General features: G+C 39.3%; 15 protein-coding genes and 2 pseudogenes. 8 read left to right on the top strand and 9 right to left on the bottom strand.

The window, feature by feature from the left end; translation table 11 throughout:
• On the top strand, positions 1-902 hold a 902-nt coding region (locus tag QAS77_RS04675), incomplete at its 5' end, for a DUF3179 domain-containing protein (RefSeq protein ID WP_305064297.1).
• Between the two features lie 62 nt (positions 903-964).
• Positions 965-1,492: a DUF2115 domain-containing protein gene (locus QAS77_RS04670; protein WP_305064296.1), complete on the top strand. Its 528-nt coding sequence runs from the start codon at positions 965-967 to the stop codon at positions 1,490-1,492.
• Here the strand turns inward: QAS77_RS04670 and QAS77_RS04665 are convergent.
• From QAS77_RS04665 to QAS77_RS04630, 8 genes and pseudogenes are all read right to left on the bottom strand, one after another.
• Positions 1,482-1,634 (bottom strand): hypothetical protein, encoded by a 153-nt coding sequence (locus QAS77_RS04665; RefSeq protein ID WP_250868596.1) that lies wholly within the window; start codon positions 1,632-1,634, stop codon positions 1,482-1,484. The genes QAS77_RS04670 and QAS77_RS04665 overlap by 11 nt on opposite strands.
• A 148-nt stretch (positions 1,635-1,782) precedes the next feature.
• Positions 1,783-3,984 carry a PocR ligand-binding domain-containing protein gene (locus QAS77_RS04660; RefSeq protein WP_305064300.1) on the bottom strand — a complete coding sequence of 734 codons (2,202 nt, stop codon included), beginning with the start codon at positions 3,982-3,984 and terminating at the stop codon, positions 1,783-1,785.
• Positions 3,985-4,311: 327 nt separating this feature from the next.
• Positions 4,312-4,573: pseudogene (locus tag QAS77_RS04655) on the bottom strand (DMT family transporter).
• An 81-nt stretch (positions 4,574-4,654) separates the two neighbouring features.
• Positions 4,655-5,203: a GNAT family N-acetyltransferase gene (locus QAS77_RS04650; RefSeq protein ID WP_305064295.1), complete on the bottom strand. Its 549-nt coding sequence runs from the start codon at positions 5,201-5,203 to the stop codon at positions 4,655-4,657.
• Between the two features lie 167 nt (positions 5,204-5,370).
• The gene (locus tag QAS77_RS04645; RefSeq protein WP_250868593.1) at positions 5,371-5,976 is read right to left on the bottom strand and encodes a hypothetical protein; all 606 of its coding nucleotides are present in this window, start codon (positions 5,974-5,976) and stop codon (positions 5,371-5,373) included.
• A gap of 383 nt (positions 5,977-6,359) precedes the next feature.
• On the bottom strand, positions 6,360-6,965 hold the full coding sequence (locus QAS77_RS04640; RefSeq protein ID WP_305064294.1) for a hypothetical protein: 606 nt from the start codon (positions 6,963-6,965) through the stop codon (positions 6,360-6,362).
• Between the two features lie 239 nt (positions 6,966-7,204).
• Positions 7,205-8,272 (bottom strand): sensor histidine kinase, encoded by a 1,068-nt coding sequence (locus tag QAS77_RS04635; protein WP_305064299.1) that lies wholly within the window; start codon positions 8,270-8,272, stop codon positions 7,205-7,207.
• 281 nt (positions 8,273-8,553) lie between these two features.
• Positions 8,554-10,044, bottom strand: coding sequence for a small ribosomal subunit Rsm22 family protein (locus QAS77_RS04630; RefSeq protein WP_305064293.1), 1,491 nt, complete (start codon positions 10,042-10,044; stop codon positions 8,554-8,556).
• Positions 10,045-10,193: 149 nt separating this feature from the next.
• Here QAS77_RS04630 and QAS77_RS04625 point away from each other — a divergent pair, with 149 nt between their 5' ends.
• Positions 10,194-10,619 (top strand): cupredoxin domain-containing protein, encoded by a 426-nt coding sequence (locus tag QAS77_RS04625; RefSeq protein ID WP_305064292.1) that lies wholly within the window; start codon positions 10,194-10,196, stop codon positions 10,617-10,619.
• Between the two features lie 297 nt (positions 10,620-10,916).
• Entirely contained in the window at positions 10,917-11,954 is a 1,038-nt protein-coding gene (gene mtaA / locus QAS77_RS04620; protein WP_305064298.1) for a methylcobamide:CoM methyltransferase MtaA, read from the top strand.
• A 55-nt stretch (positions 11,955-12,009) separates the two neighbouring features.
• Here mtaA and QAS77_RS04615 read toward each other — a convergent pair whose 3' ends face one another.
• Positions 12,010-12,834, bottom strand: coding sequence for a nitroreductase family protein (locus tag QAS77_RS04615; protein ID WP_305064291.1), 825 nt, complete (start codon positions 12,832-12,834; stop codon positions 12,010-12,012).
• Between the two features lie 215 nt (positions 12,835-13,049).
• On the opposite strand from QAS77_RS04615, the gene QAS77_RS04610 reads away from it, so the two are divergent.
• The 4 genes and pseudogenes from QAS77_RS04610 to QAS77_RS04595 all read left to right on the top strand — a co-directional run.
• A complete protein-coding gene (locus QAS77_RS04610; RefSeq protein WP_305064290.1) occupies positions 13,050-13,955 on the top strand; it encodes a pirin family protein in 906 nt (301 codons plus the stop codon).
• Between the two features lie 41 nt (positions 13,956-13,996).
• A complete protein-coding gene (locus QAS77_RS04605; RefSeq protein ID WP_305064289.1) occupies positions 13,997-14,182 on the top strand; it encodes a hypothetical protein in 186 nt (61 codons plus the stop codon).
• 321 nt (positions 14,183-14,503) lie between these two features.
• Positions 14,504-14,824 carry a translation initiation factor eIF-1A gene (gene eif1A, locus QAS77_RS04600; RefSeq protein ID WP_250868912.1) on the top strand — a complete coding sequence of 107 codons (321 nt, stop codon included), beginning with the start codon at positions 14,504-14,506 and terminating at the stop codon, positions 14,822-14,824.
• A 224-nt stretch (positions 14,825-15,048) separates the two neighbouring features.
• A pseudogene (locus QAS77_RS04595) lies at positions 15,049-15,588 on the top strand (IS1634 family transposase); the annotation flags it as partial.

Genomic DNA, 15,588 nt, shown 5'->3' with positions numbered 1-15,588 from the left:
CCATGGATGGGATCCCCTCAATTGATGAACCGGGGTATGTAACTGTTGATGAAGCTGATAGATGGATACAGGACAATGAGCTGGTACTGGCACTCATCTACAACGACACTAAAAGAGTGTACCCCCTACAAGTGATGGTCTGGCATGAGATTGTAAATGACCACATAAATGGTGAGCCGATCCTCATAACATACTGCCCACTGTGTGGATCAGGAATCGCCTATGAAAGAACGATCAACGGAGAAGAAGTTGAATTTGGCACCTCAGGAAAGCTATATAATTCAAACCTTGTGATGTATGATAGAAAAACGAATTCATACTGGACACAAATTGGCGGGCAAGCGATCGTCGGTGAGCTTACAGGAATGGAATTGAAAGCAATTTCCATAGAAACAGTTGTCTGGAGGGACTGGAAAGTGATACATCCGGATTCAGAAGTTATCTCAAAGGATACAGGGTTCGACAGACCATATGGCACTGACCCATATGGTAATTACTATGAGAACAGTTTTGTGCTATTCCCCGTGGAGAACAGTGATGACACGATCCACCCTAAAACTGTCATTTTCGGCATCGAAGTGAATGGAACTTACCAGGCATATCGTGAAGAGGATCTTATCAATTCCGGCACTATAAAAGACACCGTCAATGGAATTGAGATCCTTGTTGAAAGAGATGAAGCAGGAATTGTCAGGATAACTGACCTGGCTACTGGTGACGAAATTGTAAAAGAAAGGGATTTCTGGTTTGCATGGTATGCATTCCATCCGGAAACTACGATATATCTTCCGGAAGGCTTCGAACCTGAGCTTCCGGAAGAAGGAAAAAGCACACCTCTTGGAATTGTGGCACCAGCAGTTGCCATATTATTTGCATTGGCAGCCAGTAAGAAGAGAAACTGATGAAGAGGTGAAACTCTTCGAACAGGGAAAATACATTAATGAATATATCGAAAAGGATGCCCATGGACACTCAAGAACTTCTTGCATCCCTGGAAAAGGATGCAAGAAGAATATCTAACAATGACATTATGAAAGCACGTTCATTCATGCTCAATTACGTTAAGTTCCTACCAGAGAAATATAAAAAGGCTTATTCAACGGAATTATTTAGTTATTACTATGAGACTTTTATGGAAATAAAGGGCTTAAGATCGAATCCTGCGATAGAAGAGATAGATGCTGAAACATACAAAGAACTTATCAAAAATTACGAGCAGCAAGTTAGTGAGGATCCTCTCGAAACTTACTTTCAGAGATTTATGAATGTAGTAACACCATACCTCATATTCATCACAAAAAAACCGTTACACCCCGTAGGTATGATCTTACCGGGAGGAATGACAATAATGGAACTGAACGGTGAATATTACTGCCCTATCAAAAACAAGCAAAAGGAAGTTGACATTGCCCTTTGCAAATATTGCATTTGCAAGGACAACGAAGAAGTTGCAAAAACAGATGGAGTATGTGGTAAAAGCTTTAGATATTAGCTCCATCCAATAAACGTTTGAAATATCCGGTAGTTTTACCGGAACTATCGAGTTGACCATCAAACTTGATTAACTCCCAGCCATCAATCCCAAGTGAATTTAGATCTTCCTTGGTAGTGTCGATCTTGTCCATTCGAATCATTTTAATATCATATTCCCAGCAAGCCATATGTTTTACCTCTTATTTAAGGAGTATTGGTTACAATAAAAAGACTGCTTTGATGCTATATAACAGTTTTTAAAAATTAGATTTACCTATAACTCAAGTAAATTTGATTATGGTGGCAAGATCACTTCAAATAAGGCATGGACGATTCCCCAATATGAACGGGGTCTATCGGCAAGCTGAACGAAAACTTGCTCCCCTTACCAAGCTCAGATTCAACCCAGACTCTCCCCCCATGAAGCATAACAAAACGTTTGACAAGAGCAAGACCGAGTCCTGTTCCTTTTTCCACTTTTGTTTCGAATTTCTCAACTTGTGAGAAAGGGTCGAAGATAGAAGAAAGGGAATCAGCTGCAATACCTTTGCCACTATCTTCTACACTGAAATGACCCTCCTTCCCAATAATTGAACCACTAATTGTTATAGAACCGCCTTCTGAAGTGAATTTAACAGCATTGCTGAGTAGATTATAAAGTATCTGCTTGAACTTTGTAATATCAGCAAATATCCACCCCACATCCTCATCAACAGAAAAGTTAAGTTTAAGGTCCTTTTTAAGGATAAGGGGCATCAAAGAATAGCAGACTTCATCAATTGCATCCAGAGAATTGAATTCTTCGATAAAAAGTTCCATCTTTCCTGCTTCTATCTTTGAAAGATCCAGAATATCATTTATAATCTCAAGAAGATGACTACCGCTTGAAGAAATATTATTTACATAGCGTTCTTGCTTTTCATTAAGCTCGCCAAAATTCTTACTCGCAAGCATTTCCGAAAACCCTATAACAGCATTTAGCGGAGTTCTTAACTCATGACTCATATTCGCAAGGAACTTGCTCTTGGAAAGATTTGCAGATTCAGCCTCTGCTTTTTCACGAAGTATTTTTTCAGATTCCTTTCGATCAGTAATATCCCGAATGATCGCCAACACCTCGTCTTCCCCGGTGGCAACAAAACGAGATTCATAATAACGAACACCTTCATCCAGGTCCATTTGATAATTAAGTATCTCAATATTACCATCCTTCAACGCTTTTTTAATGTTCACGATTGAAGGAGTTGAAATGTGTTTTGGAAAAATATCAGAAATATTCTTTCCGATGAACTCCATTGCGGGAATCATAAGAGATTCCTCAGAAGGTGCATTGTAATCCATAAACGTCCCATCCCCACTGAACTTGAAAATGAGATCAGGAATAGAATTTAGGATCGATCGATTTCTCCTCTCACTTTTGTAGAGATCACCTTCTGCTTTTCTGCGCTTTACCATCCTCCACATGCCATCCATTAACAGGGTTAGTTGACGAACATCTGATTCAACATATGGCGTTTCCTTATTACCTACACCCATAACAGCCACTATCTTGTCACCATCGAACACAGGAATATCCATATTGCGCAGGATCTTTAAGTGTTCCCCAGGAGATTCTTTTTTGAGAGGATCAAGTGCTTCATGATCATTGGTAATGATCGGCCTTCCATACCTAACGGCCTCAACCCAGAAACCAGCGTACTCAAGAGGATAGTCCGGAACATCATCTTTGGCAATACATTCCCCCACGTCAGCCTGCTTTTGAGAGTGCATAGAAAGCAATGTTCCATCATCATTTAAAAGTGCCAGATAACCGATCTTACTTTTAGTAAGGTTAATACTTTCTTCACGTACAAAATCGATTATATCTTCAAAAGTGGCATCGTACATCTGGTTAAGCTTTAATAGAGCTTCAAGTCGTTTTTCATCAAGTAGAAGGGCTTCTTCAGCCCTTGTAAGTTTCAGTTTTTGTAAACCAATATCTGTAAGAAAGGAAACTACCTTGATAAAATAATCCATTAACTGATCAATCTGTCCCCTAGTAAAAATAGGAACTTTATCAAGAGCTTCGAGGTATTCCTTCTCAGCAAATCCAACCTCATTTGCCTGTACTTTGAAAAATTCGACATCAGGTTTCTCATAGACGAACTGACCAATATAGAAATTAGCAAGATGATTGCCTTCGACATATACAGGAATCCCGACATCTACCAATCCATTGCCACAGGTATATTCGAAATAACGGTTATTCAATGCAGAACTAGCATCAAAGAACTTAACGAACTGTGTATCGCTTTCCTTACACCGCTTCTCAGTAATAGGATTAGAACGATGGAATTTTACACAAATATCTTGCCAACCAGCAGCAACGAGTATTTCACCATCCGCATCAAGAAGTGCATTTGTGACCCCAGTTACAGCATAAAAACTATCCATGAGATCCTGTAGCTTGGGAATGTCAACAAGATCAACGAACTTATAGTTCATTTCAGTAGTTGGACCTGACGAAAACATATTGATCAAAGTATGAACCCCCGCTTTTATTTAAAATGTTGTATATTGTCAATTCATTGATTTTGTTATAGTTCCACTCGAACTCCTCAAGTTATAATTTGTCCATTATTGATTAAAAAGCTTTATGGGCTTAAGTAAATAATACAAAATGAAATTGTCATCCAGTGGCTATGTTCTGGCATTACAGGATATTTCGATAAATTTAAAAATATTGGGAAAGCAGAGATAATAGAAGCTTTCAGACATATATTCTTACGAGAAGTTGAATGTGCCTGAAAATATAAGAACAGAGCATTTGCAGTAACTTATTAGCTGACAGGAACAATTTCACTGAGGTGCCAGAACCTTAAGTCCCATTATCCCAATGGCTATCAATGATATGCAGACCAGCCTGACAATGTCCATGGATTCATTGAAAAGGAAGATGCCCAGCAAAGTCGTACCGAGGATACCGATTCCGGTCCAAACAGCATATCCGGTACCCACAGGGATAACACGAAGTGCTTTTTCCAGAAGGGACATTGATCACAAGAAAGACCAGAGTAAAGAGAGTAGGGTAGATCTTCGTAAATCCTTCACTGTATTTCATGCTGATCGCCCAACCAGTCTCAAAGATCCCTGCTATTAAAAGATATATCCATTCCATGAAAGAGCATTGAATTGGATATATTTAAAGCAATTGATTTAGATCATCTTTTCTGATAACGAACTGCACATGAGGTTCATCGAAAAATTCAATGTCAACAATACCATTGTCCACCATCCCCAGTTTTAGTGCAAGCTTTTCAGATGCTATATTGTCAGGATGAGAATAAGCAGTCATCAATTCTAACCCCAGTATAGAAAAAGCATATTCAAGGAGCTTTTTGGTAACTTCAATACCATATCCCTTTTTCCAGTACTCAGGAAGGATCATCCAGAACATCTGATATCCTGAACCTTTCCAATCCGGACCAAAGCCGATAGAACCAATGAAATTTCCATTGGCTTTACGCTCAACTGCCAGAGCATATATCTGTTCTTCATTATCGTAATTTGCAATAGTCTTATCAAGCAACTCTTTAGTACCTTCGAAGGTCTTTTGATCAGCAGTGAAAAGAAGATATTTAGTAGCTTCCCCATCAGACATGAAAGTGTAGAAGCCATCAAGATCATCCCCTTTGAAAGGACGGATGAGCGTTCTCTCGGTTTCAAGTCCTTCAGGCACTTTTAAAGACATAAACGACCATAGCCCGTCAAATAAATAACAATAACGGTCTTAGTCAAATTGATAAAAATTATCTTTACGACCAGTTGAATGGTCAGCAAAGGAAAGAAAAATATTTGGTATATCAAAAGAGGAAGGAAGGGAAAAACACTTTACTGTCCTTATCCCCCACTTTACGATCAATGGACACTGCTTTTTAGAGAAGTAACTGCAAGACTACTGGTGTATTCCAGGGACTTCAGGTTGAACCCCAGAAGGAAAGAACCAATGTAGGCCGAATTACCATCCTGAGAAAGAGATCGTATGTATTTATCCGACGCTACTGAAGGAGAAGCAATAATTGCCCCCGAAATGCCATAAACCGCTTCAATGGAGGGGAAAGGATGTGCATTGATGACCATATCTATCGGATCGGTCGAGGACCTTATATTCAGGAACTCTTTGTTGAGTATTACAATATTACCTAAGACACGATATTTGGGATCGTCCAGGTAACCCTGAAGTTCCACAGGATCGAGCACATCTTTACCGATGAGTTTGCCACCGTGCATCAATTTAACATTATTTTTAGGCCACTGAAACTCACTGTTGGTCAAAAAACATAGCATCAAATCACATCCAAGAACTTGACGAATCCCAACGTTGCTCTTTTTACCACACAGAACTATTCCTTTTTGTTCATCCTCTTTTTCAAGCTTGAGTATATTCTTCCGGTCATTTTCGTCAAGGAACAGAACTGAACTGATCCCTTTTGAAGATAGAAGTTCTGTTCGGGCCCCATCCATAATATCTTCGTTTATAATTTAATAACCCCCCACTAATGTTAACTGATCTATCAAGATCAATTAATCAATGTATATTGTTATAATTCAATGTTACTTAAGTATTATTGAAATACTTTTGATACTGATACAAAAAAGTAGGTTTTCTACAGAGCCTGATATAGATTATCTTTTATGATACCAAACCGCACATGTGGTTCATCGAAAAATTCAATGTCAACAATACCATTGCTAACCTCCACATTTTTAGTAACGATTTTACCCGAATTAATAAAATATTATTTTTATGATCAATTGAATGGTCAGCAAAGGAAATCGAAAAATTGAGAATGTTAAAGGAGGTGGGAAAGCATCCCCAATTTCCGATTATTTCCTTCACTTTTTGATCAATAGACACTGCTTTTTAGAGGAGCGGCTACTAGACTGCTGGCATATTCCAAGGGCTTTAGGTTGAACCCCAGAAGGAAAGAACCAACCTGCACCATTTTGTCCTCTTGAGAAAGAGATCGCATATATTCATCCGATGCTCTTGAAGGTGAAGCAATCCGTGCCCCGGAAATCCCGGAAACCACTTCAATGGAAGGGAAAGGGTGTGCATTGATGACCATATATATCGGATCATTTGAGGAATTGCCCTTTAAGAACTCCTCATAAAGTATTACGATATTACCCAAAACACAATATTCATGATCGTCACGATACTCCTGAAGATCCAGAGGATCGCACACATCTTCACCGATGAGCTTGTCACCGTGCATCACTTTGATATGATTTGTAGGCCACTGAAACTCATTATTGGTTAAAAAACCCATCATCACATCACAGTCAAGAACCTGACGTATTCCAGCGTTGTTCTTTTTACCGCACACAATTGATCCATTTAGTTCATCCTCTCTTTCAAATTCGATTATCTTCTTTCGGTCAGTTTCGTCAAGGAACAAAACTGAACCAATTCCTTTTGAAGAGAGAAGTTCTGTTCTAATCTCATCCATGATATCATTGTTTGAAATTCAATAACCTCCATTCGTGTTAACTGTTCGACCTAGAGTAACTAAATCAACACAACTTGATATAATTCAATGTTATTTAAGTTTTGTTGAGCTACTTTTGATACAGATACAAAATAACAGCAATTACCCGGCAGGGAATATATCCAGTTAGCATAAATAATAAAAAAGATAATTAAAAAAGTAATATTGAATTGGACTATATGAGCGCTAGATCATGTTTTTTATGTATAAGGAATAGTAAAAGTAAAAGTGCTTCCCTTATCAGGTTCAGATTCAACCCCGATATTGCCTCCATGCAATTCAACGATCTTCTTAACAATTGGCAACCTCAATCCGGTTCCCTGATATTTTTGCAGGTGGAAATTTCTAACCTGTGTGAAAGGCTGAAAAACGTTGTCAAGTTCATCTTTTGATATTTCGACCCCTGTATATTGGACATTGACATATAATTTACTTTCATGAACATTAGCATAACATCTTACCGTTCCATTATCAGATGCAAATTTAATAGCATCATTCATAAGATCATACAAGATCTCTTTGAACTTGACTCGATCAGCTTTTATGCTTCCAACATCAGATTCTACATTGCATTCCAAAATAATACCCTTTTCCGACGCAAGAGGATCTAGCAGAACTTTTGCATCCTGAATCGCTTCTGACACATCAACATCTTCCATCTGAAGGTGCATTTTGCCACTTTCTATTTTTAAAAGGTCCAATAAGCCATTAATAACTTCCAGCAACTCTTTTCCACTTGTGGAAACATTGCTTAGATATCTTAATTGCTTTTCATTAAGCAGCCCGAACTGTTCAGTTAGCAGTACATCAGAGAAACCTATGATCGAATTAAGGGGTGTGCGTAACTCATAGCTCATGCTCGCAAGGAAATCACTTTTTGCTTGACTGACATTTTCGGACTCTATTTTTGCTTCAATGAGTGCCTTTTCAATTCGTTCATTCTCATATGCCTGTGAAGTAACTAAAAGATCAGTTTCAATAATTTCCTTAAACTCAAACATTAATTCGCGAGAAGAACTGGACAAAGACTTATCGTTATTATCCAGGACACAAATTGTACCAAATCTTTCACCGTTTGGCCATTTGATCGGAAAACCAAAATAAAATTTCAGCCCTAGCTCAATATCAGGATCATGGTCCCACCCAGGATCAACTAGTTCTCCCGCTTTGTATGGATTGCCTTTTGTTTTGCTCGATACAAACACTTCGAGATGGTGAGGCTCCGCCTTCATGATAAGACCAGCAGGAACTTGTAAGGTCTGAGCCATCAGATCCACAATTCTTTGCCATTTAGCAACTGTTTCATCACTAATTTTGACATCATCAATATAAGAAGATGTAACTATTCTAACCAACCCCATAGAATATTAGGGGGTCAGTTTCTTAAATAGATTTCATATTAAAAATATGAGATATGTGATATACATTATTTGAACTATAGGTTAAACAATATTTAGAGATGAACATCCCAATACGTTCATCCCCGGGTTAATATGTAGTATTTTACACTTCTATAATAAAAGAAAAAGTGAATGATTCAGCTCAAATTTCATTCAACTTTTTCAACAGCACTCATCTTACCAAGAATCAAATTATACGAGTCCTTTTCCTCATTGTACTTGACGAGGACGTCATATATCTTTATGATGCCACCATAATCCGCTTCTTTGATAGCGTTGTTTTCCACGTTCATATTATGGAATGGTAAAATTACATATACCTGCTTTCTTGAAGTGCCGTCACAGACTTTGTAAACACTATACTTATTGTCGCCAAGATCACCTGACATCACGGAGCAAACGATATTGATGCGTTTGTCTGCAAATTTATCGATGGTTGCAAGTCTTGCGAATTTCGCTTTTAGGGGTACCTTGAACTTGATACGTGTCTGCCTATCCTTTCTGAGGATCACATAGGAATATTTGATATCAGTGTTCAAATAACGGAACGGTTCTTCACAATCTGCAAGCTTCTTCATCAGAACTGGCGGATTGATGTCATTTTTCTGCTCAAAGCTCCAGCATTCATCCGGTTTGCATCCGGCACACCAAATGAACGAGCAAGGGCTGTAAACATTAAGCCCTGAACCTTTAAGAGCGAACATCAGCCTTCTTAGTTCTGTAGAATTCGCTTTGTCAGCAGGTTCGATCAGAACAATGTTCCCATCATCAACGAGCTTTTTAGATAATTCCTTAAGGAGAGCCGCCTTCTCATCGAGGGATAGCTCACTTATCTCATTGAGCACGTTCGAGAAAACCATCATATCTACCTTATCAGGAAGATCGTCAGCTGTAAGGTCCTTAATATTTGCCTTTATGGTCTCCTCGACCTTCACATTCAGATTGTCCTTTGCATACTCAGGAACAATGTGCTTATATGCTTCGAGGTTCTCATCGTAGAGCTCCACACTGTGGATATCGACTTCTGCATTACCCAATCGCATGTAATGGTCTGCTATTGCAGCAGGAACGGTTCCCGGACCGGTACCGAAGTCAACTATTTTCATTCTTGTCTTGAGCAGGCCATCAAGCTCCATACCGTAGAGGATATGCTGGAACTGAATGAAATATACAGGGAACTGATAAGCAAGATAACCAAGGATACTGTAGCCTTTTTCATAGCTGATCTTCCTTGCCTTGCCCTCTTTCCAGTAACCGGCCTTCTGGGATTGTATCGCCCATCTTATTTTCTCCAGGACTATAGGGTCATCCCAGTCCTTAGAGGTCTTCTCGCCAATGTACTGTTCAATTAGCCTTTGGAGCTTCTTAGGAATAGTACCAAACTTTAAAAATGAACTCATCAATTCCTTATCTTCAGGACTGAGCACAAGGGTTTCTTTCCCAGGAGCTCGCATGATTCTGAAATCATTCCCCATCGGAATAGCATTGAGCCTAAGGTCGAACAGAGATGATGAAACCTCATTATAAATAGCTTGTATAGACATTTCGTCTTCAACATAATCCTTGAGCTCAGATAGCATGAACTCCTTTTTCATACGAGAGACATATTTCAGGACAGAGAGTACTTTATTAGCAGGCATCTTGTGGAGTGGAACGATGCCAAATGATAAAAGCATTGTTAAAGAAAAATTGAAAAATCTTATGCTGAAACTATTCTTTTTTAGAACCAAAATACATATTATCAATGCACATAGTAATTTTATTAAGGAATTTATGGGGGAATAATATCTTGAACAAACTAATTGTATTGCTTGTATTACTTACGGCAATCCTCGTCGCGGGATGTGCAAATAACACTGAACAGGTTATAGACGAACCAGAAATCGTAGAAGATGAAGTATCCGAGCTTACCGAAGCAGAAGACAATGGAACCACGGCTGTTGATACAGAAGAGGACATGGGAACAACTGTAGAAGTGATGATCGAAGACTTCAAATTTACTCCTAAAGAGATCCGCATATCCGTTGGTGACACAATTAAATGGACAAATCTGGATTCAGAACCACATACAGCCACAGATAACAACGATAATTTCGATTCAGGAACACTTGCCAAAGGAGAATCATTCAGTATGACCTTTGATGAAGCAGGAACTTTCGATTATATCTGCACCATTCATCCATGGATGGAAGGAACTGTAATAGTTGAAGCCTGAAGAGCTTGGTTTGAAAAATATAGATATTAAAAGCTTGACTTTTCTCAAAAAATGAGGGGAATTCCCCTCAGATTTTATTTACAGGGACCTGTGCCTCGTTTAGCAATTCATCTTCTGGGACTTCTGCAGGGTCATTAAGGTAGATGGAACATTCTGGCATTACAATGAACTTCTGAATCACAAATTTAAAGTAGTTCAGATCCCGAAATTGTATGGAACTAATTATCAGATATATCAGCCTATATTGAACTATTCACATAGGAATGTTAGCTCAGATCGAATAAAGGAGGGTTTTACCTGACAGATATTACACCAAAGGAAAGATTCATCAGATCGCTTGAAGGCAAAGAAGTCGACAAAGTACCCGTCTGTTCAGTTACACAGACAGGGACCATTGATCTTATGCAAGCCTCGGGTACACAGTGGCCGGAAGCACATTTTAATTCTGAGAAAATGGCCACACTCGCCATTGCAGGACATGAGGTAGCCGGTCTGGAAGGTATCCGCTATCCATTCGATGGAACTGCTATCGCCCAGACATTAGGGTGTACGATGAGAGAAGGGACCTTTGACACACAACCTTCCATTAACGATTTTCCTTTTGAGACCGTCGATGATGTGAAAGATCTGACAGTGCCTGAGAATTTCCTTGAGTCTAAAAGGATCAAGACCATTCTGGATGCCACGGAGATCATCAAGAGGAGAGCTGATGAGGACATACCAATAATTGCAGGTCACCTCGGGCCGGCTGCTATTACCTTATCGCTTGTTGGTGTAAGGAACTACCTCATGTGGTTCATTTCGAACCCCGATACCATCAAAGAGCTGATAAGTTTCAGTACTGATATTTGCATAGAATATTCAAATGCACTCCTGGAACGCGGGGCTGATGTTGTCTGTATACCTGATTCGGAAGCAGGGGCAGAATTGATTCCACCGGAATTCTTTGAAACTATGATATTTCCGGAATACAAAAGGCTTAACCGTGAGATAAAAGGAAAGACCATAGCCCACATGTGCGGGGATTCTGCCGATATCCTCGAGAAAGTTGCGACCTCTGGTTTCGATGGTATAAGCATAGAAGAAAAGGTAGATGTCCAATATGCAAAAAGCGTTATCGGGAACAAAGCCTGCCTGATAGGGAATGTTTCACCTGTGCATACACTTCTTGGGATGAAGCCCGAAGAGGTGAAAGAAGAAGCAAAACAGTGCATAGAGGATGGAGTAGATATTCTCGCACCAGGTTGTGGACTGGCACCGCATACATCCCTGGATAATTTGAAAGCATTCGTTGCTGCAAGGGATGAATATTATTTGGAGAAAGGACTCCTGTGAGTCCATTCTCCAACTATTTACCTTATTTTTATAAAATTTTTTGTATTATTTACACTCATTTCCAATTGATCCTCGCAGGCTCCCTTCCCGGAATGCCATTGACCTTATGCTCAGGATGACCGAACATCATACTGTATTGCACCACATGGCCTTGCGGAAGGTCAAGCTCATCCATGAGTGGTTTGTAGGATGTTGCCGCAATAGCAAGGAAACCAGCCCAGCATGTTCCGATACCGAATGCCTGTGCTGCAAGCTCGAACCATGAAAGTGCTATGATACTATCGGTATAACCAGTCGGATTCTCGGCCCCAGTGTGAGCAAAAGCCAAATGCGGTGCTTCCCTGCATATAGGGTCGACGCCATTTTCATAAACTGAGATCAGAGTGGGCATCAATGCCTTGAGAGGATGCTCAATATCATCAGCCACAACCTCACGCATCCAGTCAATGGTCAGAGAAGTGATCTTCTTTACTTCCCCCGGGTCGTGGACAATGGTCCAATGCACCGGCTGGTTGTTCATCCCGGAAGGAGCATAGCGTGCAATATCAAGTATTTCTTCAATTGTAGACTTCTCGACATTTTCATCCTTGTAGCTTCTGACGGAGCGCCGCATCACCATATATTTACCGATCTCTGATGATGTAAGGGAAGGAAAACTATCATCCTGAAGTTGATAGTAGGTCGAGTCGAACAAAGTGGAAATTGCACCCTCAGGACAGAACACTTCACAGTGTCCACATTTGGCACAATAGACAGCTGCTTCTTCTGGACTGTAAGGAGTTCCACCTTCCTCAGAAGGGAGTATTATCGACATCGGACAAAGTTCTACGCATACATCACAATTGGTGCACAGTTCAGGGTTTACAGAGATCAATTGCATACTATCACCTAACATCACAAAATTTATGTCAATTCAATGTTGGTGTTAAAAGCGTATAAACTTTTCATCTGATAAGTTCTAAATTTAAAATGGAATCATTTCAATTTCAGTTAAATTTTTGATCAACACAATTCAGATCTGTTGTTTCAGACAATCGATCTGCTCTGCAATAACAACATATAGTATCAGACAAGCATATATTATGGGGAATTTATGTGAGTACTACAAGATCAATAAATAAAATAATGAAGAGCAGGCCGACCATTGAAGGAGCGGGAGTACACCTGAAAAGAGCTTTTGGCTTTGATCAGGCACCTCAACTTGATCCTTTTCTCTTGCTTGATGACTTCCATTCGAACGATCCGAATGAATTTTTAATGGGATTTCCCTGGCATCCGCACAGGGGTATAGAAACTATAACCTATGTGCTCACAGGAAAAATAGAGCATGGTGACAGCATGGGAAACTCAGGCATTATTAATGCCGGGGATGTACAGTGGATGACTGCCGGAAGCGGGATAATTCATCAGGAAATGCCAAAAGGTGAATCCGATGGCAGCCTGTGGGGATTTCAGTTATGGGCTAACCTGCCGGCATCCCATAAGATGATGGAGCCAAGGTATCGGGAAGTAAAAAACGAACAGATCCCGGAAGTGGTATTAGAGAATAATGTTCGCGTAAAGGTAATTTGCGGGGAAATAGAAGGAAATAAAGGACCTGTACAGGACATTGTGACAGATCCTGAATATCTTGATGTGACAATTCCAGCTAATACAGTATTCACGCACCCCACTAAAATGGGATATACCGTCTTTGCATATGTGATGAAGGGAAACGGTTCTTTTGATGAAAATGAATACACCTATGCTTATGAAGTAGAAGATGCTGAATATTCAGACCTTGACAATTCATCTTCCATTGGTCCCGAGAATCTAATCATGTTCAATGACGGAGACCGCATCTCAGTCACTTCTAGAGATGAAGGTGCTCGCTTCTTGCTTATTTCAGGAAAACCACTCAATGAGCCGGTTGCATGGTATGGCCCTATTGTGATGAACACACAGGAAGAGTTAGAGATAGCTTTTGAAGAATATAGGAAAGGGACATTTATAAAGTCCTGAGATTGAAAGTTATTGAATAGGTTCGCTTCGGAAATATCCAATTGTTCATTACGGAAAATGAAAGGCAGAAGATCTTCAATGAACTTAGGGTTATTCTTTCTTCTTATGTGCCACCCCTCCATATAAAAATAGATGAGAGCAGGCGATACGATACCGCTGTTTTTGAAAATATCAGGCAGGTAATGGACAAAGGTATAAGAATATATGAGGAAGAAGGGTGGGTTTAAGCCTAAAAAAGTGCCCTAATGTCAACAAAATAGCAAGATATCACTAGATAAGGGTTGAATTATCTAACTTCTTCAATTGACTTTATATAGATTGAATGGATTTTATAACTAAAGAATACGATTATGATTTGTTATTCAAAATCATCTCATTTTCAATAATGAATTGTATGGGTCCTTAAAGATCGAAAATGGTCTTAAGGCGGTGAAGATAACCTCAATGTTTTGAGGTATTGCACCTATTATCTGAGTGAAATGTATCAACCAATTTCAGAACTTTCATTAAACTAAAGAGGAATTAATCTGGCCAATTATAGAAGTAATATGAAAAAAACTAGTGGAGGTCGTGGTAGCAAGACAGATGCTCCAGCTGTCACAAGAGTTAGGACTCCACGAAGAGAGAACAATGAAATACTTGCAACCGTAAGTGCCCTCCTCGGAGGAAAAAGAGTTACCCTCCAGTGTATGGACGGTATCGTAAGAATGGGACGTATCCCTGGTTCAAAGAAAAAGCGAATGTGGGTACGTGAAGGCGATATTGTTATCATCACACCATGGGACTTCCAGGATTCAAAAGCAGAAGTAATATGGAAATACACAAGACCACAGGTCGAGTGGCTTGAGAGAAAGGGTTTCCTTAAATAAGTATATGAATAGCAATTTTTGCTTTTCATATCATCTTATTTTTTCTTAAATTTATTTTTGAGTATATTTTTCCATTTGTTGTTTTCGATACACAGAATACGTTTATTTGAGCTCGAGAACATATTCTTGTAAAACTGTTGATGCATATCTCTGAATAGGTAATATCCCAAGTTTGACAGTCAAAATTAATATAAGTGTTCTTAGTTATGTTGATTCGACTAAAAATGCAAACAAAACTAAGAACATACGAAATAGTGCCTAACAACAATATATCCTTTCCGATTGGAACTATTCTGACCGTTGAAAAACTCTATGATGTTTTGGATTTTACCACTGTTTTTGGTAAACACAAAAAACACGGGATTGACATCAACAAACTACTGAAAGCTCTTGTGAGCTATAAGCTCACAGATAATTTCAGCATTAAAAAAGCACATGAATGGATAACTCGTGAAGAAGTGCTTGAACTTTTTGATCTTGATACCTTCAGCGAACGTACGCTTTATCGAGTTTTGGAAACAATTGGTGCAAATCGCGAAGAGATCATTTCAGACATTCAAGACAACTTATTCGAAAGATATGACTTTGAACATACCAATATAAACATGGATTGGACTAGTCTTGTTCTTCATGGAGATAAAGCTCCACTTGGAAAATATGGTTACAGCCGTGATCATAGGCCAGATAAGAAACAAATCACCATAGGGATCAGCGAACTCGCTGATCCCATCAACCTTCCTTTTGGGATTACTGTGGAGAAAGGT

Source organism: Methanococcoides sp. (assembly GCF_030594565.1).
GTDB classification, from domain to species: Archaea; Halobacteriota; Methanosarcinia; order Methanosarcinales; family Methanosarcinaceae; genus Methanococcoides; species Methanococcoides seepicolus.
The sequence above is the reverse complement of the archived record's forward strand: the minus strand, read 5'-3'. Positions and strand labels throughout refer to the sequence as shown.

What these genes read in the sequence shown, in the direction of transcription:
- QAS77_RS04670 (WP_305064296.1), top strand. Translation starts at nt 965, where the DNA reads ATGGACACTCAAGAACTTCTTGCATCCCTGGAAAAGGATGCAAGAAGA.
- QAS77_RS04665 (WP_250868596.1), bottom strand. Translation starts at nt 1,634, where the DNA reads ATGATTCGAATGGACAAGATCGACACTACCAAGGAAGATCTAAATTCA.
- QAS77_RS04660 (WP_305064300.1), bottom strand. Translation starts at nt 3,984, where the DNA reads ATGTTTTCGTCAGGTCCAACTACTGAAATGAACTATAAGTTCGTTGAT.
- QAS77_RS04650 (WP_305064295.1), bottom strand. Translation starts at nt 5,203, where the DNA reads ATGTCTTTAAAAGTGCCTGAAGGACTTGAAACCGAGAGAACGCTCATC.
- QAS77_RS04645 (WP_250868593.1), bottom strand. Translation starts at nt 5,976, where the DNA reads ATGGATGGGGCCCGAACAGAACTTCTATCTTCAAAAGGGATCAGTTCA.
- QAS77_RS04640 (WP_305064294.1), bottom strand. Translation starts at nt 6,965, where the DNA reads ATGGATGAGATTAGAACAGAACTTCTCTCTTCAAAAGGAATTGGTTCA.
- QAS77_RS04635 (WP_305064299.1), bottom strand. Translation starts at nt 8,272, where the DNA reads ATGGCTCAGACCTTACAAGTTCCTGCTGGTCTTATCATGAAGGCGGAG.
- QAS77_RS04630 (WP_305064293.1), bottom strand. Translation starts at nt 10,044, where the DNA reads ATGCCTGCTAATAAAGTACTCTCTGTCCTGAAATATGTCTCTCGTATG.
- QAS77_RS04615 (WP_305064291.1), bottom strand. Translation starts at nt 12,834, where the DNA reads ATGCAATTGATCTCTGTAAACCCTGAACTGTGCACCAATTGTGATGTA.
- eif1A (WP_250868912.1), top strand. Translation starts at nt 14,504, where the DNA reads ATGAAAAAAACTAGTGGAGGTCGTGGTAGCAAGACAGATGCTCCAGCT.